Source organism: Mesorhizobium sp. M7A.F.Ca.US.008.03.1.1, assembly GCF_003997495.1.
Classification (GTDB): Bacteria; Pseudomonadota; Alphaproteobacteria; order Rhizobiales; family Rhizobiaceae; genus Mesorhizobium.
In genome coordinates, this window is record NZ_RZRU01000041.1 from 1 (window position 1) to 26,429 (window position 26,429).

Consider the following 26,429-nt stretch of genomic DNA (forward strand, 5'->3'; position numbering starts at 1 on the left):
TTGATGTCGTCTTCCATGAAGATGACGCCCGCACCCGAAAGGACAACGCCCCACAAAACCTGGCTATCATCCGAAGGCTTGCGCAAAACATCTTGGCTGCCCATCCGCTCGACAAACCAATCGCAAGCAAAATGCGAAGGGCAAACTGGAGCAAAGACTTCTTCCATGACCTCTTTACTCATATGCGATAGCCCTGCCTCAAGGGGGGAGATCGGCAGTTCCGTCGACGGCTCTTCCTCTTCAACGTTGAAGATTGGCGAAAGCGGCAACGGCCGCGCAATCTCCCCCCTTGAGGGGGAGATGTCCGGCAGGACAGAGGGGGGCGCCATAGAACGCCACCCTGCGGGAATCCCGCTCATTTGCCTCGTCACTTCGCTGATCCTCCTCCCCACCCCCGCCTTCGCCCACGCCTCAGACCGTGGCCACGTCCTGCTCCTGCCCACCGGCTACTATCTGGTCGGCGGAGCCTTCGCCGTTGCCATCAGCTTCCTCGTCCTGGCGCTGCTGCCGGCGGATTCGCTCGATCGTTTCTGGCGCCGCCGCCTGCCGCTTTTCGCTTTTGGCGACGCCCTTCGAACAGCGGCCGGCCTGATATCCTTTGCCGGCTTTGCAACCCTCATCGCCGCCGGCTTTTTCGGCACGCGCGACCCGCTTTCCAATCCTTTGCCTTTGGTGATCTGGACGCTGCTGTGGGCCGGCGGCACCCTGCTGCAAGGTGTCTTCGGCGACCTCTGGTCATGGCTCAACCCGTGGTATGGGCCGTGGCGCCTTGCCTCGCGCCTGTTCGGCGCGGAAGATGAAGGGGTATGGCGCCTGCCCCGCTGGCTGGGCTGCTGGCCGGCCGTCATCCTGTTCTTCGCCTTTGCCTGGTTCGAACTCATCGATCCCGCGCCCGACGATCCGGCGCGGCTGGCCTTGGCCGCGGGCCTCTACTGGCTGTTCTCTTTCCTGGCCATGCTGGCGTTCGGCTATCGAAACTGGAGCCGCAGCGGCGAATTCCTGACGATTTTCTTCTCGATGGTGGCGCGCTTCGCCCTGGTCGAACGCAACCAAGATGGCCGGCTTGCGCTTTGCTGGCCGGGCGCCAAACTGCTCGCTGCGGAGCCGCTACCAACCAGCGGCATCGCCTTCCTGCTGCTGGCCCTGTCGTCGGTTTCGTTCGACGGCCTTTCGAAGACCTTCTTCTGGCTCGGCCTGTTCGGCATCAACCCGCTGGAATTTCCCGGCCGCACCGCGCTGATCGGCAGCGGCACTTTCGGGCTGATCCTGACATTCGCGCTGCTGGCGGCGGTGTTCCTGCTTGCCGTCTGGCTCAGCCAGCGTCTTGCCGGCAGCGATCACACCCTTGCCCAGGCGACCGGCCTGCTGGTGTGGTCGATCGTGCCAATCGCGCTTGCCTATCACGTCGCGCATTATCTGACGGCGCTGCTCGTCGACGGCCAGTATGCGCTTGCAGCCCTTTCCGACCCGTTCGCGCTGGGCTGGGACCTGTTCGGCACCGCCGACATGCAGATCGAGGCCGGCATCGTTGCCGGGGCGGACTCGGCGTGGTGGCTGTGGAATGTCCAGGCCGGCGCCATCATCCTTGGCCATGTGCTCGCCGTCCTCGTTGCCCACGGCTTCGCCTGGCTGCATCCGCAGCCTGCCCGTGCCGCGCTCAGCCAGTTTCCGCTCACTCTGCTGATGATCGCCTATACGGTGTTCGGCCTGTGGTTGCTTGCCACGCCGACCGCCTGATGAGAAAAGGGCGGCCCCGATGTCGTTGGGGAAAGCTCGCTTGCCACATCAAGGCTTTGGTGATTTAGTTTGTACACATGCAATTTTTTGCACCCTCTGAGCGAGGATGCCGAAGCCGCCTTATCGTTGGTCAAGACCGAAAAAACAGGGGAACGAACATGGCTGACAAGAACGGATTTTTCGACCTCTCCAAGACTGGCCTCACCTCCAAGACTGGCCTCACCCGCCGCACGGCGCTGAAGGGTCTGGCCGCGGGCGCCGGCCTCGCCGTAGCACCGGGCTTCGTCCGCTATTCCCAGGCGCAGAGTTCGGCGCCCATCAAGATCGGCTTCCAGTCACACCGCACCGGCATCGGCGCCGCCTATGGCCGCTGGTACGAAAAGACCACCGCTGCCGCGGTCAAGGCGATCAATGCCGCCGGCGGCATCAATGGCCGCCAGGTCGAGGTGATCATCGAGGATGACGGCACCGATCCCGGCCGCGGCGCCGAGGTGGTCGGCAAGTTCGCCACCCAGCACAAGACCGACATCGTCTTCGGCACGCTGTTTTCGCATGTCGTCATCGGTTCGGCGCCCGCCGCCGGCGAAAACAAGATGCCCTATTTCGTCGTCAGCGAAGGCCACCACGTCGCCTCGACCAAGCTGAACCGCTACGTCTTCCAGCCCGGCATCACCGACGTGAAGAGCCAGATCCAGTCGATGGCGCCGTGGATCGCGGCCAATGCCGGCAAGAAGGTGACGCAGATCTTCCCCGATTTCGCCTTCGGCTACGACCATCGCGACTACCTGCCGCCGGCGCTGAAGGCGCAAGGCGCCGAGGTCATCGCGCAGATCGCCATCCCGCCGACGGAATCGTCCTTCACCAAATACTTCCCGCAGATCCCGGCCGAGACCGAGGTGATCTACCACGTCATGGTCGGTCCGGCCGTGCTCACCTTCGTCAAGGAACTCGGCGAGTTCTACGGCTCCAACCGGCCGCAACTGTTTGGCTTCATCGATTCGCTCGAAGCCACCGACATCAACAGCCCCGGCCTCGAATTTTTGGACGGCAGCCATTTCTGGGAAGGTTCGCCGCGCTATGCGCAGACCGATGATTCCGAGGCGCAAAAGGCCTATCGCGCCGCCGTCGGCATCGACGACAATGGCGCCGCCGTCGGCGATCCCAAGGACGTCTCCACCGCAGCCCACATGTTCGGCTGCTGGGAGACACTCTATGTCGTCAAGAAGGCGATGGAAGACGCCGGCTACAAGGGCCCGCAAGACCGCGCCAAGCTGGTCGAGGCGACCGAAGCGCTGACCGAGTTCGCCGAGGGTCCGGAGCACCCGCAGGGGCCAAAGACCTTCAACGGCAAGATCCACCAATGCTTTGGCATCCAGAACATCTCCAAGATCGAGGGCGGCAAGCTGAAGGTCGTGCACAAGACCAAGATCGAGGACGGGCTTTACGAGGCCGAAGGGGATTACACGACGCAGGCGCTTTAGACAGAGCTTCGTCTGTAAGCGTGGGCTCCAAGCCACCCCCCTCTGTCCTGCCGGACATCTCCCCCTCAAGGGGGGAGATCGGCAGTTCTTGCGAAGGCGGCCATTTATCACCCTTGGCTATTGGCGAAGGCAGTGGGGACAGCCAATCTCCCCCCGTGAGGGGGAGATGCCCGGCAGGGCAGAGGGGGGTGCGCCTCGCGCCTGCCTTGGGCGTGTAACCGATGCACTTCGGTCCCCATCTTCTCCTCGCCGCGCTCGAAGGCCTCGTCACATCGGCGGTGCTGGCGCTGACGGCGCTCGGGCTGTCGCTGGTGTTCGGCGTCATGCGGGTGGTCAATGTCGCGCATGGCGAGTTCTTCATGCTGGGCGCCGTGCTCGCCTGGGCGATCACGACCGCGATCGGCGGCCACCCGGCGCTCGGCTTCCTGGCGGCGCTGGTGATTGCGCCGCTGATCGTCGGCGCCGTTGCGCTGGTTGCCGAACGGCTGGTGTTGCGCCGGCTCAATTACAATCCTGAAGCCACCATCGTCGCCACCATCGGCATGCTCTACATCATCCAGCAATTGGCGCTGACTTTCTACGGCCCGGAGGCGCGGCCGGTGGAGCCGCCGTTCAGCTACCGCATCCTTTTGCCGTGGTTCGGTTACTCCGGCTACAAATTGTCTGTTATCTCCGCCTCCGCGCTGCTGCTCACCGCGACATGGCTGGTGCTGACGCGCACCAGGATCGGCCTCGTCATGCGCGCCACGCAGTATGACAGCGAGACGGCGCAGGCCTTCGGCATCCCCGTCGGCCGCGTCTATGGAGGCGTCTTCGCGCTCGGCGCCATGCTGGCGGCCATTGCCGCGGTGCTGATCGTGCCGATCAGCCAGGCGCACTACCTGATGGGACAGGACCCGCTGCTGCTCTCCTTCATCGTCGTCATCATCGGCGGCCTCGGCTCGCTGCGCGGCACGGTCGTTGCCGCCGTGCTGATCGGCCTCTCCGACGGCATCATCTCGATGTTCTTCTCGCCGACTTTGGCCAAGATCATTGCCACGCTGCTCGTCGCCATGGTGCTCGTGTTCCGCCCGCAAGGCCTGTTCGGGACGGCGTCGCGATGAGCGAAGCTTCGCCGGCAAAGGCCTATGCGTTGCATCTCGGCGTCATCGCGCTGCTGTTCGTGCTGAGCTTCCTGCTGCCGGAGTACTATCACGGCCTGCTTGCCCGTATCATGGTGCTGGCGGTCTTTGCCATGGGCTACAACATGCTGTTCGGCTATGTCGGCCTGCTCAGCCTCGGCCATGCGATGTTCTTTGCCGCCGGGCTCTATGGCGCCGGGCTTGCCGTCATCCAGCTCGGCTGGAGCGTACCTGCGGCTTTCCTCTGCGGAATTGCCTGCGGCGCTGTGGTGGCGCTGGTGATCGGCCTGCTGGCGCTACGCACCACGGGCGTCGCGTTCATGATCGTCACCATGATGTTCGCTCAAGTGTTCTACCTCCTCATCCTCTACTTCGCGTCGTGGACCGGTGGTGACCAGGGCATGGTCGTGCCGCAGCCGGCGCGGGTGCTTGTTTTCGGCGCGACGTCGCTCGAGCTCACCAATCCGACGGTGCGCTACATGACAGCGCTCGTGCTGTTTTCCATCGTGCTGCTCGTCACGCTGGCCATCGTCCGCTCGAGATATGGCCGCGTGCTGGTCGCCATCCGCGAGAACGAGGAGCGGACGAAGATGCTCGGCTATGACACCTTCTCCAACAAGCTCGCCGCCGTCGTCGTCTCCGGCAGCATCTGCGCCGCCTCGGGGGCGGCCTACGCACTGCTGTTCGGCTATGTCGGATCGAGCTTCGCTTCGGTGCAGTATTCGATCCTGCCGCTGCTCTGGGTGCTGCTGGGCGGTGCCGCCACCACGCTCGGGCCGCTGATCGGCACGTTGTTCATGTACTATGTCATCGACATCACCAGCGGCTACACCTCCGCCTATCTGCTGATTGTCGGCATCGCCCTCATCCTGCTGGTGCTGTTTTTCCCGAAAGGCATTCTGGGCAGCATCCGCCAGCGCTGGCTCGGGTGGCTGCCATGACTCCGCTTTTGACCACGAAAGGCCTCTCGCGCAACTTTGGCGGCCTGCGCGCCGTCGACAATGTCGATTTCGCACTGATGCCGGGCGAAATCCGCGCCGTCATCGGCCCCAACGGCGCTGGGAAAACCACCTTCGTCAGCTTGGTCAGCGGCCGCATCCAGCCGTCATCGGGCATGATCGTCTTCGATGGCGCCGACATCACCAGCCAGCCGGCCTATGTCCGGGTCCGACAGGGCATCGCCTACACGTTCCAGATCACCAGCGTCTTTGCCAATCTCTCCGCCTACGACAATGTCGCGCTGCCGGTGCAGCGGACCTTGAGCGATGGCCGCTCAAAAGGCGCGGTGCGGGCAGGCGTTATGTCGGCGCTCGACCGCACCGGCCTGGCCGATCGTGCCCTCATGCCGGCCGGGCAGTTGTCCTACGGCCATCAGCGCCTGCTTGAAGTGGCGATGGGCCTGGCACTGGAGCCGCGCCTGCTGATCCTCGACGAGCCGACGCAAGGCCTGGCCGACTCTGAGATCGACAATTTCATCACCTTGGTGCGCGAGATCGCAAAGAACGCCACCGTGCTTTTGATCGAACACAACATGCCTGTCGTCATGCAACTGGCCGACCGCATCACCGTCTTCAACGCCGGCAAGATCCTGGCCGAAGGCACGCCCGAAGCGATCCGCGAGAACGCGGCGGTGCAGGAAGCCTATCTGGGGACCGCCCCATGACCGAAACAAAGTCCGAGGCGTTGGCAATCTCTGGACTGGACTGCTTCTATGGCGAGGTCCAGGTGCTCTATGGCCTCGACCTGGTGTTGAACAAGGGCGAGGTGCTGTGCCTGTTCGGCCGCAATGGCGCCGGCAAGACGACGACGCTGAAGGCGATCATGGGGCTGGTTCCGGCCCGCGCCGGCTCGATCAGGCTCGGCGGCCAGGAATTGACCGGCCTGCCCGCGCATGAAGTGCCGAAGGCGGGCGTCGCCTATGTGCCGCAGGGCAGACGGCTGTTCGCCGAGATGACGGTGGCCGAAAACATCGAGATCGGCCTGATGGCGCGCGGCAAGGGCAAGGCCTTGCGGGAAAACGTCCTCGACCTCTTTCCATTGCTGCGCCAGCGGCTGCGGCAACGCTCGGGCACGCTGTCGGGCGGCGAACAGCAGATGCTGGCCATGGCGCGCGCGCTCTGCCTCGAACCGCAGGTGCTGCTGCTCGATGAGCCGACGGAAGGACTGATGCCGTCGATGATCGCCAAGATCCGCGAGACGGTGTCGACGCTGCGCGACATGGGCGTTTCGACCATCCTGGTCGAGCAACGGGTCGATGCCGTGCTGTCCGTCGCCGACCGCGTTGCCTTCATCGAAAACGGCCGCAACCGCGAGACGGTCGATGTCGAGGAATTGCGCGCCGACCCTTCGGCGGTCAGGCGCTATGTCGGCGTGGGTTGAGATTTACCCTCCCCCTTGTGGGGGTCCGAAGGACGGGCGAGACCCGTGGCTCGCCCCGGCAAGTCGCTGCGAAGCAGCGGGGGTGCGGCGCTGCCCCCACCCGGACCTGCGGTCCGATTTCCCCACAAGGGGGAGGTAAGGGCTTGGCGCCCTTCGCCGGCTCACCCAAAGAACAGAAAGCCCGCGATCAGGAAGGTCGGGATCAGCACCAGGCCCGACCATGCCATATAGCCGAAAAAGCCCGGCATCTTCACGCCGCGATGTCGGGCGATGGCATAGACCATGAAGTTGGGTGCGTTGCCGATATAGGTGTTGGCGCCCATGAACACCGCGCCGGCCGAGATCGCCGCCAGCGTCGAAGCAAATTCCGTCATCAGATGCCGTGGGTCGCCGCCGGCCAGCTCGAAAAACACCAGATAGGTCGGCGCATTGTCGAGGAAGGATGACAGCGCCCCTGTCAGCCAGAAATAGGCGAGGTCGTTGGGCGTGCCCGAGGGCGACGTGACGAGGGCAACCAGCGGCGCCAAGGCGCCGTCATGACCTGCCCTCAGGATGGCAACGACCGGCACGATGCAAATGAAGATGCCGGCAAACAATTTCGCCACCTCCGCGATCGGTCCCCAGTTGAAGCCGTTCGCCTCGCGGTATTCCTTGCGCGAAATGGCAAGTGAAACGAGGGCGAGCGCCAGGATGATGGCGTCGCGCACCAGGTTCTGCAGCTCGAGGCTGACGCCGAGGATGGAAAAGCTCACGCCTGGTTTCCAGGCTGCCGACAGCAGGATGGCGCCGATCACGCCCGCCAGCAGCGGAAGGTTGGCCAAGCCGCGCAGACGCACCTTGGTATCCGGCGTCGGGTCCTTGATCTTCGGCGCACCAGCCTCGCGCCGATGGAGCATGATGTCGATGCCCAGGAAGACGGCCAGCACGGCACCGCCGACGAACAGCGTCTCGCGCCAGAGATTGGCGGTCGTCCAGATGAAGTCGACACCGCGCAGGAAGCCGACGAACAGCGGCGGATCCCCAAGCGGCGTCAGCGAGCCGCCGATGTTGGATACCAGGAAGATGAAGAAGATCACGACATGGGCGTTGAACGGCCTGTTATCGTTGGCGCGGATGATCGGCCGGATCAGGATCATCGAGGCACCGGTCGTGCCGATCACCGAGGCCAGCAGCGCGCCTACCAGCAGCAGGCCGGCATTCACCAGCGGCGTGCCATGGATGTTGCCGGCAACGAGAATGCCGCCCGAAATGGTGAACAGCGCAAACAGCAGGATGATGAACGACATGTATTCGGTGAGCAGCGCATGCAGCACCGCTTCGGTCGCCGAGGGGACACCGAAGGCAAACGCCAGCGGAAGGACCACCAGAGCGCACCAAAGGGCCGTGATCTTGCCGTAGTGATGCTCCCAGACATGAGGAAACAGCAGCGGACCGGTGGCGATCGACAGCAGCAGCCCGGCGAAGGGCAGCGCCCACCACAGCAGCATCGAAGCGCCGGGCAGGCCGTGTTCCTCCGCCGCGAAAGCCTGTGCTGGCAACAGCATCGCGACAGCGATTGCAGCGCCCGCCTTTGTCGCGATCCGCAAAAAGCCCCTCTTGCGCCCCACGGGTCCGGTCAGTCCGACAATGGGTCTTCGAGAGTCACGCCGGCGTCGCGCATGCGCTGCAGCATGGCATTGAGCGAACCGTTGAGATCGATGCCGCGGCAGGCATCGAGCCGCACTGTGGTTTTGAAGCCCTGGCTGACGGCGTCCAGCGCCGAAAATCCGACGCAGAAATCGGTCGCCAGCCCGACCAGCGTCAGCGTGTCGATGCCGCGCTCCCTGAGATAACCGGCAAGGCCGGTCTGTGTCGTGCGGTCATTTTCGAAGAAGGCCGAGTAGCTGTCGATATCAGGCCGAAATCCCTTGCGGATGACGAGCTCGGCCTTGGTCCAGGCGAGGCCGGAATGGAAATCCGAGCCCAGGCTGCCCTGGATGCAGTGGTCCGGCCACAGCGTCTGCTGGCCGTACGGCATCTCGATCATGGTGAAGGGCTGCGCGCCCGGATGGCTGGAAGCGAAGCTGGAGTGACCGGCAGGATGCCAGTCCTGCGTCAGCACGACATGGTCGGTTCGCCGGATCAGGTCGTTGACCAGCGGCACGATCTCGTCGCCGCCGGCAACCGCCAGCGCGCCGCCGGGACAAAAGTCGTTCTGCAGGTCGATGACGACAAGCGCTTCGTCGGCCATGGGCTTTCCTCTTCCGTATGCAGGCTCCAGTGGAAAATACCGCTGACGCGACCGGACGCAGAAACTTGACCAGATGGCCGGCGGCGTCAACCTCTCGCGACATAACAAATGCGTGCCGGTCGGGCCGCTGCAAACTCGGGCTTTGACAAATCCTGCCGTCTTGATATCATTTGCATACGAATGAATTTTCCCGGCGTCGATGCCGGCAGGGCCTTTCGAAACACCGGTTTCTGGAAGACCTCTTTTGGAAGGCAAAGCGTGATCCGTTACGCGAAACCCACCTCGGTCGACGAAGCGCTCGCTTTGCTTGGCGAGGACGCCTGGCGCATCCTTGCCGGCGGCACCGATTTCTATCCGGCACAAGGCAGCAAACCCGTCCGGGACAATGTCCTCGACATTAACGGCCTGGCGGCGCTGCGCGGCATTGCCGAGACGAGCGACCATTTCGTCATCGGCGCGCGCACGACCTGGACCGACATCGTCCGCCACCCCTTGCCGCCGGCCTTCGATGCCTTGAAACAGGCGGCGCGCGAGGTCGGCTCGGTGCAGATCCAGAACGTCGCCTCGGTCACGGGCAATCTCTGCAACGCATCGCCGGCCGCCGACGGCGTGCCGGCCCTGCTGGTCCTCGACGCCGAGGTCGAGCTGCGCTCGGTGGCAGCCACGCGGCACCTGCCGCTGCAGGACTTCATTCTCGGCAACCGCCGCACGGCTCTGCTGCCCGGTGAGATGGTGACGGCCATCCGCGTGCCGAAGCCCAGCGGCACGTCGGCTTTCGTCAAGCTCGGCGCCCGGCGCTATCTCGTCATTTCCATCGCCATGGTGGCGGCGCGTCTGGTCGTCGAGGATGGCCTTGTCAGTGACGCCGCTGTCGCCGCCGGCTCCTGCTCGGTGGTGGCCAGGCGGCTGGCCGGCGTCGAAGCCGCGCTTCGCGGGCTGCCGGTGGACGGCGGACTTGCCGACGCGGTCCTGGCCGCGACGATGGCTGAACTGTCGCCCATCGCCGATGTGCGCGGCAGCGTCGAATACCGGCTCGATGCGGTGCGCGAGATCGTTGCCCGCGCCGTGCTTGCGGCTGTGGGGCGGACGACTGGCGACGAGGTGGCCGCGGCATGAGCCAGGTTCGACCTGAAGCAAGCGAAGCCCTGCCGGATCTGGGCGCCATCCGGCCTGGCTTTGGCGCTGAGTGCGCCGATATCGCCTTCGAGGTCAACGGGACCGCCGTCTCGGTCAATGTGCCGCCGCTGCGCCGGCTGTCCCTGGTGCTGCGCGATGAATTGCTGCTGACCGGCACCAAGGTCGGCTGCGATGCCGGCGACTGCGGCGCCTGTACGGTGCTGGTCGACGGCGATTCCGTCTGCGCCTGCCTGATGCCGGCTGCGTCCGTCGCCGGCGCATCGGTGACAACAGTCGAAGGGCTTGCCAACGGTCGGCTGTCGGCGTTGCAGGCCTCTTTCCTCGCCCACGGCGCCGCGCAGTGCGGGATCTGCACGCCCGCCCTGTTGGTTGCGGCGACGGCGTTGCTGGAGAAAAAGGCGAGCCCCACCGAGGTCGAGGTACAGGACGCGCTCGGCGGAATTCTGTGCCGCTGCACCGGCTACCGGAAGATCATTGCGGCGGTGATGGATGCCTCGCTGCAGGCAGCAAGCCTGGATTTCCGCTTGCCTCGATCCGGCCATGCGATCGGCTCCTCGCCGATCAGGCTAGACGGCGTGCCGAAGGTTACCGGGGCTGAGAAATTCGGCGGCGATTCCTTCCCCGCCGATGCGCTGGCCGTGCTGGTGGTCCGCTCGCCGCATTATCACGCCAGCTTCGCTTTCGGTGACCTCGACGGCTGGGTGAAGGCACATCCCGGTGTCGCCGGCGTCTTCACCGCCGCCGACATTCCGGGAAAAAACTATTTCGGCGTCATCGGCCCGTTCGCCGACCAGCCGGCGCTGGCTGAGGGGTTTGCCCGCCTTCGCGGTGAGGCGGTGGCGCTGGTCGCTGGCGAGCGCGAGGCGATGCTCGATATCGACTTGTCGGATTTTCCGATCCGCTGGACCGAATTGCCGCATGTTCTCCAATCCTGCGAAGCGCGCGCTGGCGGTGCCAAGCTCATTCATGAGAACCGGCCGGCAAACCTCCTGACCTCCGGCTTCGTCGAACGCGGCGATCCGGAAGGTGCCCTTGCCGGTTCTGCTTTCACCGTGTCCGGCGCCATCGACACCTCCTATGTCGAGCACGCCTATATCGAGCCGGAGGCCGGCCACGCCTATGTGGACGGCGACACGCTGGTCGTCATCGCCTGCACGCAAGCGCCTTACATGGACCGCGACGAGACAGCAAAAGTGCTTGGCCTTGCCGTCGACAAGGTGCGCATCGTGCCGACGGCGACCGGCGGCGGTTTCGGCTCCAAACTCGACGTTTCGCTGCAGCCGCTGATCGGCCTTGTTGCGCTGAAGACGGGGCGGCCGGCGGCACTTGCCTACACCCGCACCGAATCGATGATGTCGACCACCAAGCGCCATCCGGCCGAAATGAAAGCGACCATCGGCGCCGATGCCGATGGCCTTGTCACCGGCATGATCTTCGAAGGTGACTTCAACACCGGCGCCTATGCAAGCTGGGGCCCTACCGTGGCCAACCGCGTGCCGGTGCACGCCTCCGGACCCTACGCGACGCCGAACTACCGCGCCGAAGGCCGCGCCATCCACACCCATGGGCCGATCTCCGGCGCCTTCCGTGGCTTCGGCGTACCGCAGGCGACCATCATGCAGGAGACGCTCTACGACGAGCTGGCCGGCAAGCTCGGTATGGACCGGCTCGACTTTCGCTTGAGGAACTGCCTTCGGAACGGTTCCGAAACGGTTACCGGGCAGCGATTGGACTCCGGCGTCGGCATTGCCGAATGCCTCGAATCGTTGCGGCCGCATTGGGTGCGCGCGATGGCTGACGTGGAGGCGTTCAACGGTGCCAACTCGGGTAGAAAGCGGGGTGTTGGCGTCGCGTCCTGCTGGTATGGCTGCGGCAACACCTCGCTGCCCAATCCGTCGACAATCCGGGTCGGCATCGCGGCTGACGGCACGGTCATCCTGCACCAGGGCGCCGTCGATATCGGCCAGGGTTCGAACACGGTAATCGCCCAGATCTGTGCCGACGCGCTTGGCCTGCCGCTGGAGAGATTCCGGCTGAAAAGCGCCGATACGGCGATCAGCCCCGATGCCGGCAAGACCTCGGCCTCGCGCCAGACCTTCGTCACCGGCAAGGCGGCCGAAAAGGCTGGCCGCGCCTTGCGCGAAAAGATCCTGCGCTTCGCCAATGTTTCGGAAAAAGCCGCTCTGCAACTGGACGGTTCGGCGATCGTCATCGGCGAGGGCGAAGCCACCCGCCGCATCGATCTCGCCACATTGGATGTGGATGCCGAAGGCTTCGTCTTCCGCGCCGAGGAGACCTATGACCCGCCGACGCTGCCGCTCGACGCCAAAGGCCAGGGCAAACCCTACGCCGTTTACGGCTATGGCGCGCAGATCGCCGAACTGGAGGTCGACCTCAAGCTCGGCACGGTGAAGCTGATCAAGATCACCGCCGCGCACGATGTCGGCAAGGCGATCAACCCGCTGCTGGTCGAAGGCCAGATCGAAGGCGGCATCGCGCAAGGCATCGGCATGGCGCTGATGGAGGAGTACATCCCCGGCCGCACCGAGAATTTGCACGACTATTTGATCCCGACCATTGGCGACGTGCCGCCGATCGAGACCATTTTGATAGAAGTTCCGGATCCGGAAGGACCCTTCGGCGCCAAGGGACTTGGCGAGCATGTGCTGATCCCGACGGCGCCGGCGATCCTCAACGCCATCCGCCACGCCACCGGTGTTCTGGTCACCAAGGTCCCGGCGACGCCGACGCGTATACGCGCCGGCATCCGCGAAAAAGATCGCATCCGCGAAAAGGAGGCACGCCGATGAGCGAGCTTGCCGAACGCTTCGAGACCCATGATCCCGGCGAGAAGCTGGTGGCGGAGAAGATCCGCTGCGATGCCTGCCCGGTGATGTGCTACATATCAGATGGGCGCACCGGCGCCTGCGACCGCTACGGCAATGTCGGCGGCAGGATCGTGCGGATGGACCCGCTGACCATCCTCGACCACGCGGCCGAGGCCGGCGCGGCAATCGTGCCATTCGTTGCCGAGGGCGAGGCGTGGGACGGCGAACTGGTCAACACCGGCCGCCGCTTCGTCACGGCAATAGGCGCCGGCACCACCTATCCCGACTACAAGCCGGCCCCGTTCATCGTCAGCCAGGAAGTCGAGGGCGTCGATCTCGTCACCGTCGTCACCGAGGGCATTTTTTCGTACTGCGGCGTCAAGGTGAAGATCGACACCGACCGTCACCTCGGTCCCGAGACGGCTATTGTGCGATCGCAAGGCGAGGCGATCGGCCATGTCACGACAGGCGAGTATGGCTCGCAGATGCTGTCGCTGGGCGGCGTGCATCACCTGACCGGCGGCTCCAAGGCCGAGGGACGCGCCACCTGCGACGCGCTGCTCCATCTGTGCAACCGCAAGCCGGTGGAACTGGCCATCGACGGTGGCGCCACCATCATCGTCGAAGCCGGCAAACCACCAGTCATCGACGGCAAGCAGGAGCACCGCATGCGTGTCGGCTGCGGCTCGGCGACCATCGGCATGTTCGCCACGCAATGGCGCGGCCTGGTCGATGAAGTGGTGGTGGTCGACGACCACATCACCGGCGTCGTCTCGGAGCACCAGGCCGGCAAGGTGCTGGGCTGGCAGGATACCGGCATCAAGATCATCGGCCGCCGGTCGACACCGGGCCGCTATTTCAAGGTCTCCGAGCCCGGCCTCGGCTGGGGCGGCACCAGCATTTCCGACCCGCTGTCGATCCTCGGCGAGTGGAATGCCAAGAGGGGCGCGCGGCCGGGCCTGTCATTGCTGATGGTTTCGACCACCGGCGAGCAGTTCGCCTATTACGAGCTCGATGACGAGCTGAAACCGGTGCAAAAACCTTTCCCCGAACGGCTGCAAAAGTCGGTCGGCCTGATCGAGGACAATTGCGAGCCGGCTTTGTGCACGGTGCTGTTCATTGGCGGCGCCGGCGGTTCGTTGCGCGCAGGCGTCACCGAAAACCCGGTCAATCTCACCCGCTCGGTTCAGGGCCTGACCACCTATGTCACGGTCGGCGGCGCGCCGGTCTATGTCTGGCCGGGCGGCGGCATCACGCTGATGGTCGATGTCACCAGAGTGCCTGAAGGTGCCTTCGGCTATGTGCCGACGCCAGCGCTGGTGGCGCCTATCGAATTCACGCTGCGCCGCGACGACTATGTCAGGCTCGGCGGGTACGAGGCCGAGATCCGCAGCGTCGAGGATATTGTCGCAAAAGGCGGTGAGTACCTGAATCCGCGCCGCGGCACAGGCGCCGAAGCCAACAATCCATGGCCGCCACTGGCGCAGCTACGTCGTGCCGGCTCGAACGGGGCCGGGTGATGTCTGGCTCGCGAACGATGCCCGGCCCGCAAGCGCATTGGCTGCAGGACGGCAAGCGACTGCATCTCAACCACGGGCCGATCGATCTGATCGTCGAGGCCTTTGGCGACGCGGATGAGTGTCGTGCCGCTTACGCGCAAGCTGTCACGCGCTTCCAGACGATCCTGATGGAGTTGGTCGAGGAACTCCCAGAATTGCGGCTCCCGGCGTTTTTCCTGGCGCCGCGCACCTTCGCCGGCCCGACGGCGCGCCGCATGGAAGCAGCCGTCATGCCCCTGGCGGAATGTTTCATAACACCTATGGCCGCCGTCGCAGGATCGGTAGCCGACGAAATGCTTGCCGCATTGCTTGCCGGTCGCAAGCTCGAGCGCGCCTATGTCAACAATGGCGGCGACTGCGCGCTCCATATCGGCAAGGGCCAGTCGATGGGTCTGGCGGTCGCCGGCACCGGCAACGGCATGGCCGACCGAATCACGATCCGCGCGGAAAATGACGTTCGCGGCGTTGCCACCAGCGGCTGGCGTGGCCGCTCCTTCTCGCTTGGCATTGCCGACGCCGTCACCGTGCTGGCGCGGACTGGCGCCGAAGCCGATGCGGCGGCGACGCTCATTGCCAACGCGGTGGACCTGCCCGGCAATCCGGCCATCAAGCGCATTCCCGCGCACGAACTGTCGCCCGACAGCGATCTAGGCGTGCGCCTGGTAACCCAAGGCGTCGGCACGCTTGCACTTGGCGAGGTGGCGCGGGCGCTGGACAATGGCCTTGCCGTCGCCGAAGACTTTCGCCGGCGCGGCCTGATCGCCGGATCGGCGCTGTTTCTTGGCGGTGAGATCCGCATCAGCGGCTCGGTTGCGATTGCCGCGCCCAACAAAAGTTCGAGGGAGGAAGTTGCCCATGCCTGAGTTTCCGATCCGCAAGATCGCGGTGCTGACCGAAGAGATCTTTCACGAGGGCGGCCCAGTTGCCAAAGTGCCGCGCCGCCGCGCCGCCGCCATGGCGCTGGTCAAGAACCCATTCGCCGGGCGCTATGTCGAAGACTTGCAGAGCGCCATGGACGATCTGAAGCCGCTCGGCCTGCTGCTTGCCGACCGGCTGATCGCGGCGCTCGGCGGCGACGTCAAGCAGATCGACGGCTACGGCAAGGGTGCCATTGTCGGCACGGCGGGTGAGCTGGAACACGGCGCGCTTTGGCATGTGCCCGGCGGCTACGCCATGCGCGAGCGGCTCGGCGACGCCAAGGCGATCGTGCCGTCGGCGAAGAAGGTCGGCGCTTTCGGTTCGAAGCTCGACGTGCCGCTCGGCCACATCAACGCCGCCTATGTGCGCAGCCATTTCGACGCCATGGAGGTCGGCATCTCCGATGGTCCGCGCCCCGACGAAATCCTGTTCTGCCTCGCCATGACCTGTGGCCCGCGCATCCACAATCGCATGGGTGGTCTCGCGGCCGATGACATCAAAGCCTGGGATGGCTTGCGGTGAGCGGCGAGGATAATCTGCTCAAGCTGGTCGAGGTCGAGGCGCCGGACGACCAGGATTACCTCCTGCAGGAACAGGTCGGCTTCATCCTGCGCAAGGCGCATCAGCGCCATGTCGCGATCTTTGCCGCGCATATCGGCGACCTGACGCCGCCGCAATTTGCAGCACTTGCCAAGCTGCGTGACGTCGGCGAGACCTCGCAGAACCAACTCGGCACGCTGATCGCCATGGATGCGGCGACGGTGAAGGGTGTCATCGACCGGCTGAAGGCGCGCGGCCTGGTCGAGCTCTCCAAGCATGAGGTCGACAAAAGGCGGCTGCTGGTCAATCTGACCGCGGAAGGCCGCGATGCGATCGAGCGCCTGATCCCGCTGGCCCGCGAGATAACCCAGGAAACGCTGGCGCCGCTCTCGGCCAAGGAGATCGCCACCTTCATGAAGCTGCTGGTGAAGCTGGCTTAGGTGCGGCGGCAAGGTCCCTTCCTCTCCCTCCGGAGGGGGGAGAGGTGGCGCTGCGAAGCAGCGACGGAGTGGGGGAACCACCTGGCAACCGACGCCAACGGATATTGAAAGGGAACCAAGGCGCAAGAATCTTCCTGCACCGCGCCAAGGGTCGACCCCCACTCCGTCGAGCTGCGCTCGACACCTCTCCCCCGATCGACGGGGGAGAGGAAGGGTGCCAAGCTGTCCCTGGGACGAAGAACCTGGACTTTGGGCCGGCGCTTATCTCCCGTGAAAACTTACAGCCCGTTGTCCTTCAGCACCTTGGCTGCATTTTCCTTGGTGATCTTCTCGGTCGGCAGAGTGATGGTCTTTTCGACCTTCTCGCCGTTGAGGAACTTGATCGCCTGCCGCAGGCCTTCGGCGCCCGGGGTCACATAGGTGAAGGTCGCCGTCAGCTCGCCCTTGTTGACCATCTGCACGCCTTCGTTGGGCAGACCGTCGATGCCGATGAACTTGATGTCCTTCTCGCGGCCGACATCCTTGGCGGCGAGATAGGCGCCATAGGCCATCGGGTCGTTGTGGCCGTAAACGAGATCGATCTTCTCGTTGCTCTTCAGCGCGTTGGCCATCAGATTATAGGCTTGGTCCTGCTTCCAGTCGCCCGACTGCTGGTCGAGCAGATATTTGATGCCCGGTTCCTTGTCGGTGAACTCGTGGAAGCCGTCATGGCGGTCATGCGCCGGCTGGGTGCCCATGCCGCCCCAGATCTCGACGACGTTGCCTGAAGCCTTGCCCTTGCCGCCAAGCAGCTCGACGGCATATTCGCCGGCCGCGCGGCCGATCAGCGCGTTGTCGCCGCCGACGAACTGCGTGTAGTCCTTGGTGTCGACATTGCGGTCGAGTACGAAGACCGGGATCTTGGCGTCGATCGCCTGCTGCACGACGCCGGTCAGGCCGGCCGATTCCTTCGGTGACACCAACAGGGCATCGACCTCCTGACGGATCAGGTTCTCGACATCGGCGACCTGCTTTTCGGTCTTGTCCTCACCGTCGGTGATGATCAGCTCGACCTCGGGATGCTTGGCGGCTTCGGCCAGGATGTCCTTGTTGAACTGCGCGCGCCAGGGCTCGATGGTCGTCACCTGCGAGAAACCGATCTTCCACTTCTTGTCCTGGGCGAAGGCATTGCCGGTGGTCAGAAGCGCGGTGGTGGTCAGCAGTGCCGCAGTCACGGCGGCAAGCTTCAGTATGTCACGTCGTTTCATTTTTTGTTTCCTCCGAGATTGAGAGACGGTGTCTCTTGCGACGGCCGCTTTGCCGCGACCGTTTCCTTGTGCGCCGATAGCCCGCCGGGCAGGCGCAGATAGGCCAGGAGATCACCGGCATTGCGCTCCTGCACGAGCACGGTGCCGATGATGATCATCCCCTTCAGCACCAGCTGAAGGTTCGAATTGATGTTGTGGAGCTGCAATATGTTGGAGAGCAGGCCGAAGATCAGCACGCCGCAGAACGTGCCGATGAGGCTGCCGCGCCCGCCCATCAGGCTGGTGCCGCCGATGACCACGGCGGCGATGGCGTCGAGCTCAAGCCCGGCGCCGGCATCCGGCTTGCCTTGCCGGTACTGTGCGACATAGAGCACGGCGGCGATGCCGGCGAGCAGCCCGGAGACGGCATAGGTGGCGATCTTGACGCGGCCGGCGGCGATGCCGGAGAGGCGCGCCGCCTCCTCGTTGCCGCCGATGGCATAGACATAGCGGCCGAACGGCGTGAAGCGCAGCACCGCGCCATAGATCAGGATGGCGCCGAGGAAGAACAGGCCCGGCATCGGGATGACGCCGAACACCAGCGAGCGCAGGATCTCGAAATCGGCGGTCGCGTTGGAGCCGGTATAGACCGGCAGCACCGCATTGTTCTGGCCGGCGGTCAGCCGTGCGATGCCGAGCGCCGTCACCATCATCGCCAAGGTGACGATGAAGGGCTGCAGCCGTCCGGCAACGATGATGAAGCCGTTGAGCGCGCCGAACAGCAAGCCGACGCATGGCGCCACCAGCAGCACGCCGAGCACGCCGAATTTCGGCTCGATCTGCGGCAGCAGAAACCACAGCGACAGGCAGCACAGGACCACGCCGACGACGGCGGGCGTGATCAGGCCGCGAATCCCGTCCAGCTTGATGTCGCGGACAATGTCGGCGCCGGCGCGGAATTTTGCAAGGTTCTGGAAGACGAAGCGGGTGACGACGAAACCGAGGCAAAGCGCCACCAGGGCGACGGTCGGCACGCCCAGCACGACGCCCGGCGTCACGCCGGGGACCGTCAGCAGCATGGCGCAGACCACCGAGCAGATCGCCATCAGCGAGCCGACGGAGAGATCGATGCCGCCGGTGATGATGACAGCCGTCATGCCGGTGGCGATCAGGCCGGTGGTCGACACCTGGCGCAGCACGTCGAGCAGATTGCCGTAGGAGAGGAAGATGTTGTTGCCCTTCGAGCTCATCGGCGAGCCCAGCACGCCGATCAGGAAGATGGCGATCAGGCCCCAATAGAGCTTGGTCCGGGACAGGAGCTTCAGGGCAGTCATGCGGCCGGTCTCGATATGGTCCGGCGCGGTGCGGCGAGGCGCATGATGGCCTCCTCGCTTGCCGCGTCGCGGGAAAGAATGCCTGTCTGGCGGCCATCGGCCATCACCAGGATGCGGTCGGAGAGATGCAGCAGCTCCGGCAGCTCGGAGCTGATGACGGCAATGGCGAGGCCGTCGCGCGCCAGCTTGAAGATCAAGTCGTAGATCTCGCGCTTGGCGCCGACATCGATGCCGCGCGTCGGCTCGTCCAGCAGCAGCACCCTTGGCCTGGTCGCCAGCCATTTGCCGATGACGACCTTCTGCTGGTTGCCGCCCGACAGCGTGCCGGCGGGCTGGTCGATGTCCCGGCAGCGGATGCCGAGCGCCTTGACCGCCTGCCGCGCCAACCCCTGCTCGCCGGCCAGCGAGCGGATGCCGAAGCGGGCCAGCGACCCGACCAGCGGCAGCGCGACATTGTCGGTGATCGATGCCTGCAGATGCAGGCCTTGCGTCTTGCGGTCCTCGGTAACCAGCGCAATGCCCAGCCGCCTCGCATCGCGGGGCGAACGGATATCCACGGGCCGGCCGTCTACATGGATTTGGCCACCGGTGCGGCCGTCGCTCGAGCCGAAGATCGCCTCCAGGATCTCGGTGCGGCCCGAACCCAGCAGCCCGCCAATGCCGAGGATTTCTCCGGCGGCAAGATCGAAGCCGACGCCGTCGATCACCGTGCGCCAGCCATGCGCATCGGGCTTCGACAGCGACAGGTTTTCGACCGAAAGCACGATCTCGCCACTGATGTTGCGCTCTTCCTGGGAGGAAGCGAGCAGGTTGCGTCCGACCATCGCCGAAATGATCGCATCTTCGTCGAGCCTGGCCATCGGCTCGGTCAGCACATGGCGGCCGTCGCGAAACACGGTGACGCGGCTGGCCAGATGCATGACCTCGTCGATGCGGTGCGAGATGTAGACGATGGCGACACCGCTCTCGGCGAGCTGGCGGATGATGCGGAACAGCCGCTGGCATTCGGCCGGCGACAGCGCCGAGGTCGGCTCGTCCATTATCAGGATGCGTGCCGACATCGACAGTGCCTTGGCGATCTCGACCAGCTGCTGCTCGCCGACACGCAAGGCGCCGACGCGGGCTTGCGGATCGAGTTCGATGCCGAGCCGCTGCAACAAAGCACCCGCCGCGCGGCTGCTTGCCTTGCGGTCGACGATCAGCCCGGCGATCAGCTTCTCGCGGCCGAGGAAGATGTTGTCGGCGACGCTGAGCTCGGGAACGAGATTGAGCTCCTGGTGGATGATGGCGATGCCGGCATCCTCGGCATCACGCACGCCGGCGAAGCTGACGGGGCGGCCATCGACGCTGATCGTGCCTTCATAGCCGGTGTAGACGCCGGAGAGGATCTTCATCAGCGTCGACTTGCCGGCGCCGTTCTCGCCCATCAAGGCATGAACCTCGCCGCGCCGCAGCTCGAAGCCGACATCGACCAGAGCGGCGATGCCGCCGAAGCTCTTGGAGATGCGCTCGGCGCTCAGAACTGCGTCCGACCGATCGGCAACACCGTGCTGCGGGGAAAGGGAACTGCTCTCTTGCATGACAATGGCGGCCTCCCTTCCGTCGTCGTCAACTTCCCGCAAACGCTAATCTAAACGTTTCGATCATGTCAAGCCGATATAGGGTGTCGTAAGTTTGATGCATTTCGATTCTTGCTTAAAAGGACAGGATTCCGTACGTATTGACCGGCAAGGGTGGCGAAACGTTTCGAAAATGACAGCATCAGGGCAAAAGAAACACCGGAAATCCACCGCCCCCACCATGCTGCATGTGGCTGAAGCGGCGCGTGTTTCTGTCGCCACCGTTTCGGCGCTGATCAATGGCACGGCGACGGTCAGCCCGGAGCTTAGCCATCGCATCGAACAGGCGATCCGCGATATCGGCTACAAGCGCAACGCGATCGCCCGCAGCCTGAAGATGGGCACGACCCGCACGATCGGACTGACCGTGCCGCACATCACCAACCCATTCTTCACCGATGTCGTCTCGGTCATCCAGCAGGCCTTCGACCGGGCCGGCTATGCCGTCATGCTGTGCTGCACCGACGAGGATTTGAACACCCAGGACGATCAGATCAAGCTGCTGCTCGATCGCATGGTCGACGGGCTGATCGTGGCGCGCGTCGGCGACGGCGCGATTCTCAAGCGGATCGTCGACGACGCCAACGTGCCTGTCGTGCTGCTCGATCGCATCTGCAAAGGCGTCGACACCGATGCGGTGGTGTTGGACAACCAGCGCGCGGTGTTCGACGCCATCACCTATCTGATCAATCTCGGCCACCGGCGCATCGGCTACATCACCGGCACGTCGGATATTTCGCCGATGCATGACCGCATGGCGGGCTATCGCGAGGCGCTTCACGCCGCCGGCCTGCCGATCGCGGAGGAGCTGATCCGCTTCGGCAATTTCCACGAGATCGACGGCTACAACGCCACCATGCAGATGCTTTCCTCGCATGATAGGCCAAGCGCGATCTTCTCGGCCAACAACCCGATGGTGATCGGCACCATGAAGGCGATCCGCGACATCGGCCTGTCCTGCCCGGAAGACATTTCGGTCGCCTGTTTCGACGACTTTCCATGGTCCGACGTGTTCCAGCCGCAGCTGACCACGGTCGCCCAACCGGTACAGGCGATCGGCGAACAGGCCGCCAATCTGCTTCTCGACCGCCTCGCCGGCAACAGGGATGCCCCGCCGCGCAAGCTTTTGCTCAAGGGCCGATTGATGATCCGCAATTCATGCCGCCCGCTGGGAGCGATGGCGCAGAGCGTGAGCGCATAGTCTTTCGCCAGCGTATATTCGTACCGGGACTTGTCAGGCCGCCTGCGACAGGGATTTGTGCGCCTCGGCCAGGATCTCGAACGACCGCACCCGCGCCGCATGATCAAACATCTGCGCGGTGACCATCAGTTCGTCGGCGCCGGTGCGGCGCACGAAGGCATCGATGCCTTCCCGAACCGTTTCCGCGGAGCCGACGACGGCGCAGGACAATGCCTGGCCGAGCATTGTCTTTGCCATCGGATCGAGATCGCGGTCATAGTTCTCGACAGGTGGCGGCAGCCGGCCGGCCCGGCCGGTGCGCAGATTGACGAAAGCCTGTTGCAGCGAGGTGAACAACAGACGGGCCTCCGCATCGGTGGGTGCGGCAAAGACATTGAGGCCAAGCATGACATGCGGCTTGTCGAGCTGCTCGGATGGCTGGAAGCGCGAGCGGTAGACATCCAGCGCGTGATCCAGCTCCGCCGGCGCGAAATGCGAGGCGAAGGCGTAGGGCAGGCCGAGCATGGCGGCGAGCTGCGCGCCGTAGAGGCTGGAGCCAAGAATCCAGACCGGCACGTCCTGGCCTTCGCCGGGTACGGCGCGGATGCGCTGGCCTTCCTCGGCCGGCTGGAAATAGCCCATCAACTCGACGACATCCTGCGGGAAATTGTCGACCCCGGCCTCGAGATTGCGGCGCAAGGCGCGGGCGGTGCCCATATCCGTGCCGGGCGCCCGGCCGATGCCGAGATCGATGCGGCCCGGATGCAAGGCGGCCAGCGTGCCGAACTGCTCGGCAATCACCAGCGGCGAATGGTTGGGCAGCATGATGCCGCCGGCGCCGACGCGAATGGTCTTGGTGCCGCCGGCGACATGGGCAATGACGACTGCCGTGGCGGCGCTGGCGATACCCGGCATGTTGTGATGCTCGGCCAGCCAGAAACGCTTGTAGCCCAGGCGCTCGGCATGGCGGGCGAGATCGAGCGAGTTGGCCAGCGACTGCGAGGCATCGCTGCCTTCGACGATCGGCGACAGGTCGAGAACGGAAAGGTCGGTCATGAACGGGGTGTCCTGTGTCAGGACCGCATGTAGGAAGCGCCCGGCGATGCCGCAAATTCAAAAATATTGATCAGCCTTTGGAAGCTTCGATGTCGGCAGCGTCGTCCTCCTCGAGGGCGGCCGTGTGCTGCGCGGCGAGAAAATTGCCGACATGGCTGAGCCCGTCGAAATGATCGCAGAACACCTTGATGACGACCAGCAGGGGCACCGCCATCAGAGCGCCGACGAAGCCCCACAACCATGACCAGAAGGCGATGGCGATGAAAATCGCCACGGCGTTGATCTCGAGGCGCCTGCCGACCACCATCGGTGTGACAAACTGGCCTTCGACGATGTCGCACAAGATCACGAAGGCCGGCGCCAAAAGCGCGTAGAAGATGGTATCGAAGCTGATCAGCGCCATGATCGTGACCAGCACGATGGTGATCAGCGCTCCGACGTAGGGCAGGAAGTTGAGCAGGGCGGCAGCGACGCCCCAGACCAGCGGATTTGGCATGCCGAGCGCCCACAGACCAAGAGCGATGACCGTGCCGAGGCCGGCATTGATGATGGTGACGGTGAGCAGATAGTGCGAGATTTCGCGCTCGACGTCATAGACGACGCGCAGCGCCCGCTTCTTTTCGCTGAGGCTGGCGAAGGACTGGATGATCTTTTCATAGAACATCGTGCCGGAGGCGAGCAGGAACAGCGACAGCACGAAGATGATGGTGAGACCTGTTCCCGCCGATAGGATGTTGCTGGCGGCCGCCGACAGGATGCCGGACTGCGCCACCGCCACCTTCTGGATACCCGACTCCTGCGAGGTCTCGGTCAGCTGTTCGATCTGGTGCGAAATCTGCATGATCTTCTCGAACGGCTGGCGCAATTGCGCCAGCCGTTCGGTGAGCTTCTGGCCGATCGACGAGGTGTTGTTGATTAGATCGATGATCGGGCTGCTGAGCAGATAGCCGGCCGTGGCGAACACACAGATGGACAACACCACCAAGAGGGTTGCCGAGATCACTTCGGGGATGCCGTGCTTGCGCAGGAGCCGAACGATCGGCGTCAGCGTCAGCGCAAGCAGGAATGCCAGCATGACCGGCATGAAGAAGGCGCGGGCGAAGTAGAGCGCATAGATAGCCATGAAAAGGAAGATGCCGATCAACAACGAACGCATCAGACGCGTGTCGGCGCGAGCCGCGGCACGCGATTCCGGTTCATCGGAAATCTCCTGACCCCAGGCAGTGGGTTCGGTTTTCATAGTCACCCCTCAAGCCGGCGCCCCTTCGCACGGCAACAGCCCAAGGAACGCGGAGTTACGGGCGAGGGTTCCATGAGCCGGCTTCGGGATCGAGGCCGCTCGCACCGGACTCCGGGTCAGGCGACGGGCGCTGCCGGTGCCGGCTCAGCCTTGGCTGTTTCCTTGCGCACGATCGGCGCCACCCTGGTGCCGTAGAGTTCGATCGCCTTCATGATCTTGGCATGCGGCATGGCGCCGATCGCCATCTGCAGCAGGAAGCGGTCGTTTTTGAAGATCTTGTGCTGGGCGACGATCTTTTCAGCCACTTGCTCGGGACTGCCGACGAACAACGCGCCGTTCGGGCCGCGCGACTGGTCGAAATGCTCCCGCGATGTCGGACCCCAGCCGCGCTCGCGGCCAATGCGGTTCATCACCTCCGCCTGCGGGCCGTAAAAATCGTCGGCCGCCTGCTCGCTCGTCTCGGCGATGAAGCCGTGCACGTTGATGCTGGTGGCGAGGCCCGCCGGATCACTACCGGCGCGCTTGGCGGCTTCGCGATAGAGATCGAACAGCGGCGCGAAACGCGCCGGCTCGCCGCCGATGATGGCAAGCGCCAGCGGCAGGCCGAGCGCGCCCGCGCGGGCGGCGGATTGCGGCGTGCCGCCTATGGCGATCCAGACCGGCAGCCTGTCCTGGAAGGGCCTGGGATAAACGCCGCGATCGTTGATCGGCGCCCGCAGATTGCCTGACCAGGTGACCGTCACGCTATCGCGGATGGCAAGCAGCAGGTCGAGCTTTTCGGCGAACAGCTCGTCATAGTCCTCAAGGTTGTAGCCGAACAGCGGGAAGGATTCGATGAACGAGCCGCGCCCGGCCATGATCTCGGCGCGGCCGCCCGACAGGAGGTCGAGCGTGGCAAATTGCTGGAAAACGCGCACCGGGTCATCGGAAGACAGAACGGTGACCGCGCTGGTCAGCTTGATGCGCTTCGAACGCTCGGCCGCCGCGGCCAGGGCCACGACCGGTGCGGAGGCGGCATAGTCGGGCCGATGATGCTCGCCGAGGCCAAAGACGTCGAGGCCGACCTGATCGGCCAGCTCGACCTCCTCGATCAGGTTGCGCAGCCGCTCATGCGGGCCAATGGCGCCGGGGCCCGGTTGCGGGCTGACGTCAGCGAAGGTGTAGAGACCGAGTTCCATCTAATGTCATCCTGATGTTGGAATTTGCCGCTAGACGTAGCCATCCGCCAACCTCGCCGCCAGAGGGGCGACGGTGAACAGTGCATGTCGTTTTCGGTCGAAAAGGCGTCTCCCGACTGCAACAGCCGACAATTTCATGGCTGCCATGCCGTTTTGGCGCTTGAACTCTCGGTTTTCGCGCGTATGTAAGCGTCGCGAATTGACTTCAGGGAAGTGGACTTGGCTATCTACAGGGAAAAAGACGTTTTCGAGCGGCGCAACGCCGCAAACGAGGCAAAGAAGGCGCTCCTCGAGCGCTTCAAGGCAAAGCCGGCGGCGGATGATCCCGCAGTGCTGGCGCGGCAGGCTGAACGCAAGGCGATCCTTGCGGCCCGCGAAATCCGCGAGGCCGAAAAGGCCCGGCTGAAGCAGGAGAAGCTGGCACGCGAGGCGGTCGAGAAGGCCGAGCGCGAGGCAGCAGCCGAGGCGGCACGTATCGCCGCCGAGGAAGCAGCACAGGCTGAGGCCAAGATTCGGGAATCCGAAGAGAACGAGCGCATCGCCCGTTTTCTGGCCGACGAAGCCGAGCGCAAGGCCAAGCGTGACGCGCGTTATGCGGCACGCAAGCAGCGCACCGGCAGGACGCCGCCGGGCTTCTCCGCCCGCTAGCCTCAAGGTACGAAGCAATCTGCTTCGAGAATCAGGGTCGCCTCACAGCGGCCCTGATTGTGTTTGTCCTATGCATGTCGCCCGAAAGTGGTCCCGGTTTTGGGAGGACGACATGCATAAAACAAGAAGCGCTGTTGATCAGGCGGCGAACTTCAGCCCCATGATGCCGCAGACGATGAGCGCGATGCAGGCCAGCCTGATCGCGGTGGCTGGTTCGCCGAGCAGCCAGATGCCGAGCAGTGCGGTACCGACGGTGCCGATGCCGGTCCACACCGCATAGGCAGTGCCGACGGGCAGCGCCTTCAGCGCCAGGCCGAGCAGAGTGAGGCTGACGACCATCGAGGCAACGGTCAGCACGGTCGGCACCAGCTTCGAGAAGCCATCGGTGTATTTGAGGCCGATTGCCCAGCCGATCTCGAACAGGCCGGCAAAAAAGAGAAGAATCCACGACATCGACAACGCTCCATCAGAGCATCGGACCGAAAAGTGATTTCGGCGCCCCGACGATCAGTCAAACAATGGCGGGTCGTCCCGTCCGGATTTGGGGAAGCGCGAGGTCGTCCCCGCCACGCCCATAT

The 26,429-nt window shown here is 64.4% G+C and carries 23 protein-coding genes and 2 pseudogenes; 15 read left to right on the top strand and 10 right to left on the bottom strand.

All coding sequences use genetic code 11. The features are described from left to right. From EOA16_RS33435 to EOA16_RS31560, 3 genes and pseudogenes are all read left to right on the top strand, one after another. Positions 1-191: pseudogene (locus tag EOA16_RS33435) on the top strand (ISAs1 family transposase); the annotation flags it as partial. 109 nt (positions 192-300) lie between these two features. Then, the gene (locus EOA16_RS31555; RefSeq protein WP_127261603.1) at positions 301-1,737 is read left to right on the top strand and encodes a hypothetical protein; all 1,437 of its coding nucleotides are present in this window, start codon (positions 301-303) and stop codon (positions 1,735-1,737) included. 158 nt (positions 1,738-1,895) lie between these two features. Next, complete coding sequence (locus EOA16_RS31560) at positions 1,896-3,218, top strand: ABC transporter substrate-binding protein (RefSeq protein WP_127261604.1); 1,323 nt, start codon at positions 1,896-1,898, stop codon at positions 3,216-3,218. A 34-nt stretch (positions 3,219-3,252) separates the two neighbouring features. Here EOA16_RS31560 and EOA16_RS33440 read toward each other — a convergent pair. Next, positions 3,253-3,407: pseudogene (locus tag EOA16_RS33440) on the bottom strand (ABC transporter ATP-binding protein); the annotation flags it as partial. 32 nt (positions 3,408-3,439) lie between these two features. Here EOA16_RS33440 and EOA16_RS31570 point away from each other — a divergent pair. The 4 genes from EOA16_RS31570 to EOA16_RS31585 are packed head-to-tail and all read left to right on the top strand — an operon-like array spanning position 3,440 to position 6,718. After that, complete coding sequence (locus EOA16_RS31570; RefSeq protein ID WP_127261605.1) at positions 3,440-4,321, top strand: branched-chain amino acid ABC transporter permease; 882 nt, start codon at positions 3,440-3,442, stop codon at positions 4,319-4,321. Next, a complete protein-coding gene (locus EOA16_RS31575; protein ID WP_127261606.1) occupies positions 4,318-5,280 on the top strand; it encodes a branched-chain amino acid ABC transporter permease in 963 nt (320 codons plus the stop codon). The genes EOA16_RS31570 and EOA16_RS31575 overlap by 4 nt, the downstream gene beginning before the upstream one ends. Next, entirely contained in the window at positions 5,277-6,002 is a 726-nt protein-coding gene (locus EOA16_RS31580) for an ABC transporter ATP-binding protein (RefSeq protein ID WP_127261607.1), read from the top strand. Before EOA16_RS31575 ends, EOA16_RS31580 begins: the two co-directional genes overlap by 4 nt. Then, positions 5,999-6,718, top strand: a complete 720-nt coding sequence (locus EOA16_RS31585; RefSeq protein WP_127261608.1) for an ABC transporter ATP-binding protein — start codon at positions 5,999-6,001, stop codon at positions 6,716-6,718. Before EOA16_RS31580 ends, EOA16_RS31585 begins: the two co-directional genes overlap by 4 nt. 161 nt (positions 6,719-6,879) lie before the next feature. Here the strand turns inward: EOA16_RS31585 and EOA16_RS31590 are convergent, their stop codons facing one another. Both EOA16_RS31590 and pncA read right to left on the bottom strand, forming a co-directional pair. Continuing rightward, positions 6,880-8,262 carry a sodium:proton antiporter gene (locus EOA16_RS31590; RefSeq protein ID WP_164754450.1) on the bottom strand — a complete coding sequence of 461 codons (1,383 nt, stop codon included), beginning with the start codon at positions 8,260-8,262 and terminating at the stop codon, positions 6,880-6,882. A 71-nt stretch (positions 8,263-8,333) separates the two neighbouring features. Beyond that, entirely contained in the window at positions 8,334-8,948 is a 615-nt protein-coding gene (pncA, locus tag EOA16_RS31595; protein WP_127261610.1) for a bifunctional nicotinamidase/pyrazinamidase, read from the bottom strand. A 258-nt stretch (positions 8,949-9,206) separates the two neighbouring features. Here pncA and EOA16_RS31600 point away from each other — a divergent pair, with 258 nt between their 5' ends. Genes EOA16_RS31600 through EOA16_RS31625 form a run of 6 tightly spaced genes read left to right on the top strand, consistent with a single transcriptional unit; the run spans position 9,207 to position 16,370 of the window. Beyond that, entirely contained in the window at positions 9,207-10,064 is an 858-nt protein-coding gene (locus EOA16_RS31600; RefSeq protein WP_127261611.1) for a xanthine dehydrogenase family protein subunit M, read from the top strand. Next, positions 10,061-12,895 carry a molybdopterin-dependent oxidoreductase gene (locus EOA16_RS31605; protein WP_127261612.1) on the top strand — a complete coding sequence of 945 codons (2,835 nt, stop codon included), beginning with the start codon at positions 10,061-10,063 and terminating at the stop codon, positions 12,893-12,895. The genes EOA16_RS31600 and EOA16_RS31605 overlap by 4 nt, the downstream gene beginning before the upstream one ends. Beyond that, on the top strand, positions 12,892-14,433 hold the full coding sequence (locus EOA16_RS31610; protein ID WP_127261613.1) for a 6-hydroxynicotinate reductase: 1,542 nt from the start codon (positions 12,892-12,894) through the stop codon (positions 14,431-14,433). Before EOA16_RS31605 ends, EOA16_RS31610 begins: the two co-directional genes overlap by 4 nt. 17 nt (positions 14,434-14,450) lie before the next feature. Further along, positions 14,451-15,335 carry a UPF0280 family protein gene (locus EOA16_RS31615; protein ID WP_127261622.1) on the top strand — a complete coding sequence of 295 codons (885 nt, stop codon included), beginning with the start codon at positions 14,451-14,453 and terminating at the stop codon, positions 15,333-15,335. Further along, positions 15,328-15,912 carry an amino acid synthesis family protein gene (locus tag EOA16_RS31620; protein WP_127261614.1) on the top strand — a complete coding sequence of 195 codons (585 nt, stop codon included), beginning with the start codon at positions 15,328-15,330 and terminating at the stop codon, positions 15,910-15,912. Before EOA16_RS31615 ends, EOA16_RS31620 begins: the two co-directional genes overlap by 8 nt. Then, entirely contained in the window at positions 15,909-16,370 is a 462-nt protein-coding gene (locus EOA16_RS31625; RefSeq protein ID WP_127261615.1) for a MarR family transcriptional regulator, read from the top strand. Before EOA16_RS31620 ends, EOA16_RS31625 begins: the two co-directional genes overlap by 4 nt. Before the next feature lie 278 nt (positions 16,371-16,648). On the opposite strand, the gene EOA16_RS31630 is transcribed toward EOA16_RS31625, so the two are convergent. The 3 genes from EOA16_RS31630 to EOA16_RS31640 are packed head-to-tail and all read right to left on the bottom strand — an operon-like array spanning position 16,649 to position 20,510. Beyond that, positions 16,649-17,617, bottom strand: coding sequence for a substrate-binding domain-containing protein (locus tag EOA16_RS31630; RefSeq protein ID WP_127261616.1), 969 nt, complete (start codon positions 17,615-17,617; stop codon positions 16,649-16,651). After that, the gene (locus tag EOA16_RS31635; protein WP_127261617.1) at positions 17,614-18,930 is read right to left on the bottom strand and encodes an ABC transporter permease; all 1,317 of its coding nucleotides are present in this window, start codon (positions 18,928-18,930) and stop codon (positions 17,614-17,616) included. Before EOA16_RS31635 ends, EOA16_RS31630 begins: the two co-directional genes overlap by 4 nt. Next, the gene (locus tag EOA16_RS31640) at positions 18,927-20,510 is read right to left on the bottom strand and encodes a sugar ABC transporter ATP-binding protein (RefSeq protein WP_127261618.1); all 1,584 of its coding nucleotides are present in this window, start codon (positions 20,508-20,510) and stop codon (positions 18,927-18,929) included. The genes EOA16_RS31635 and EOA16_RS31640 overlap by 4 nt, the downstream gene beginning before the upstream one ends. 220 nt (positions 20,511-20,730) lie before the next feature. Between EOA16_RS31640 and EOA16_RS31645 the strand changes: the two genes are divergently transcribed. Next, entirely contained in the window at positions 20,731-21,750 is a 1,020-nt protein-coding gene (locus EOA16_RS31645) for a LacI family DNA-binding transcriptional regulator (RefSeq protein WP_127261623.1), read from the top strand. Positions 21,751-21,783: 33 nt separating this feature from the next. On the opposite strand, the gene EOA16_RS31650 is transcribed toward EOA16_RS31645, so the two are convergent. The 3 genes from EOA16_RS31650 to EOA16_RS31660 all read right to left on the bottom strand — a co-directional run bounded on the left by EOA16_RS31650 (position 21,784) and on the right by EOA16_RS31660 (position 25,203). Then, positions 21,784-22,785: an LLM class flavin-dependent oxidoreductase gene (locus EOA16_RS31650; RefSeq protein WP_127261619.1), complete on the bottom strand. Its 1,002-nt coding sequence runs from the start codon at positions 22,783-22,785 to the stop codon at positions 21,784-21,786. 70 nt (positions 22,786-22,855) lie between these two features. Next, positions 22,856-24,025 carry an AI-2E family transporter gene (locus tag EOA16_RS31655; RefSeq protein WP_127261620.1) on the bottom strand — a complete coding sequence of 390 codons (1,170 nt, stop codon included), beginning with the start codon at positions 24,023-24,025 and terminating at the stop codon, positions 22,856-22,858. A gap of 116 nt (positions 24,026-24,141) precedes the next feature. Continuing rightward, positions 24,142-25,203 (bottom strand): LLM class flavin-dependent oxidoreductase, encoded by a 1,062-nt coding sequence (locus EOA16_RS31660; RefSeq protein WP_127261621.1) that lies wholly within the window; start codon positions 25,201-25,203, stop codon positions 24,142-24,144. Between the two features lie 219 nt (positions 25,204-25,422). On the opposite strand from EOA16_RS31660, the gene EOA16_RS31665 reads away from it, so the two are divergent. Next, positions 25,423-25,851, top strand: a complete 429-nt coding sequence (locus EOA16_RS31665) for a DUF6481 family protein (RefSeq protein WP_023761392.1) — start codon at positions 25,423-25,425, stop codon at positions 25,849-25,851. Positions 25,852-25,989: 138 nt separating this feature from the next. Here the strand turns inward: EOA16_RS31665 and sugE are convergent, their stop codons facing one another. Next, on the bottom strand, positions 25,990-26,304 hold the full coding sequence (gene sugE, locus EOA16_RS31670; protein ID WP_013528463.1) for a quaternary ammonium compound efflux SMR transporter SugE: 315 nt from the start codon (positions 26,302-26,304) through the stop codon (positions 25,990-25,992). Positions 26,305-26,429 lie beyond the last annotated feature (125 nt).

Coding starts and splice junctions, on each gene's coding strand:
- EOA16_RS31555 (WP_127261603.1), top strand. CDS start 301: ATGTCCGGCAGGACAGAGGGGGGCGCCATAGAACGCCACCCTGCGGGA.
- EOA16_RS31560 (WP_127261604.1), top strand. CDS start 1,896: ATGGCTGACAAGAACGGATTTTTCGACCTCTCCAAGACTGGCCTCACC.
- EOA16_RS31570 (WP_127261605.1), top strand. CDS start 3,440: ATGCACTTCGGTCCCCATCTTCTCCTCGCCGCGCTCGAAGGCCTCGTC.
- EOA16_RS31575 (WP_127261606.1), top strand. CDS start 4,318: ATGAGCGAAGCTTCGCCGGCAAAGGCCTATGCGTTGCATCTCGGCGTC.
- EOA16_RS31580 (WP_127261607.1), top strand. CDS start 5,277: ATGACTCCGCTTTTGACCACGAAAGGCCTCTCGCGCAACTTTGGCGGC.
- EOA16_RS31585 (WP_127261608.1), top strand. CDS start 5,999: ATGACCGAAACAAAGTCCGAGGCGTTGGCAATCTCTGGACTGGACTGC.
- EOA16_RS31590 (WP_164754450.1), bottom strand. CDS start 8,262: ATGCTGTTGCCAGCACAGGCTTTCGCGGCGGAGGAACACGGCCTGCCC.
- pncA (WP_127261610.1), bottom strand. CDS start 8,948: ATGGCCGACGAAGCGCTTGTCGTCATCGACCTGCAGAACGACTTTTGT.
- EOA16_RS31605 (WP_127261612.1), top strand. CDS start 10,061: ATGAGCCAGGTTCGACCTGAAGCAAGCGAAGCCCTGCCGGATCTGGGC.
- EOA16_RS31610 (WP_127261613.1), top strand. CDS start 12,892: ATGAGCGAGCTTGCCGAACGCTTCGAGACCCATGATCCCGGCGAGAAG.
- EOA16_RS31615 (WP_127261622.1), top strand. CDS start 14,451: ATGCCCGGCCCGCAAGCGCATTGGCTGCAGGACGGCAAGCGACTGCAT.
- EOA16_RS31620 (WP_127261614.1), top strand. CDS start 15,328: ATGCCTGAGTTTCCGATCCGCAAGATCGCGGTGCTGACCGAAGAGATC.
- EOA16_RS31630 (WP_127261616.1), bottom strand. CDS start 17,617: ATGAAACGACGTGACATACTGAAGCTTGCCGCCGTGACTGCGGCACTG.
- EOA16_RS31635 (WP_127261617.1), bottom strand. CDS start 18,930: ATGACTGCCCTGAAGCTCCTGTCCCGGACCAAGCTCTATTGGGGCCTG.
- EOA16_RS31640 (WP_127261618.1), bottom strand. CDS start 20,510: ATGCAAGAGAGCAGTTCCCTTTCCCCGCAGCACGGTGTTGCCGATCGG.
- EOA16_RS31645 (WP_127261623.1), top strand. CDS start 20,731: ATGCTGCATGTGGCTGAAGCGGCGCGTGTTTCTGTCGCCACCGTTTCG.
- EOA16_RS31650 (WP_127261619.1), bottom strand. CDS start 22,785: ATGACCGACCTTTCCGTTCTCGACCTGTCGCCGATCGTCGAAGGCAGC.
- EOA16_RS31655 (WP_127261620.1), bottom strand. CDS start 24,025: ATGAAAACCGAACCCACTGCCTGGGGTCAGGAGATTTCCGATGAACCG.
- EOA16_RS31660 (WP_127261621.1), bottom strand. CDS start 25,203: ATGGAACTCGGTCTCTACACCTTCGCTGACGTCAGCCCGCAACCGGGC.
- sugE (WP_013528463.1), bottom strand. CDS start 26,304: ATGTCGTGGATTCTTCTCTTTTTTGCCGGCCTGTTCGAGATCGGCTGG.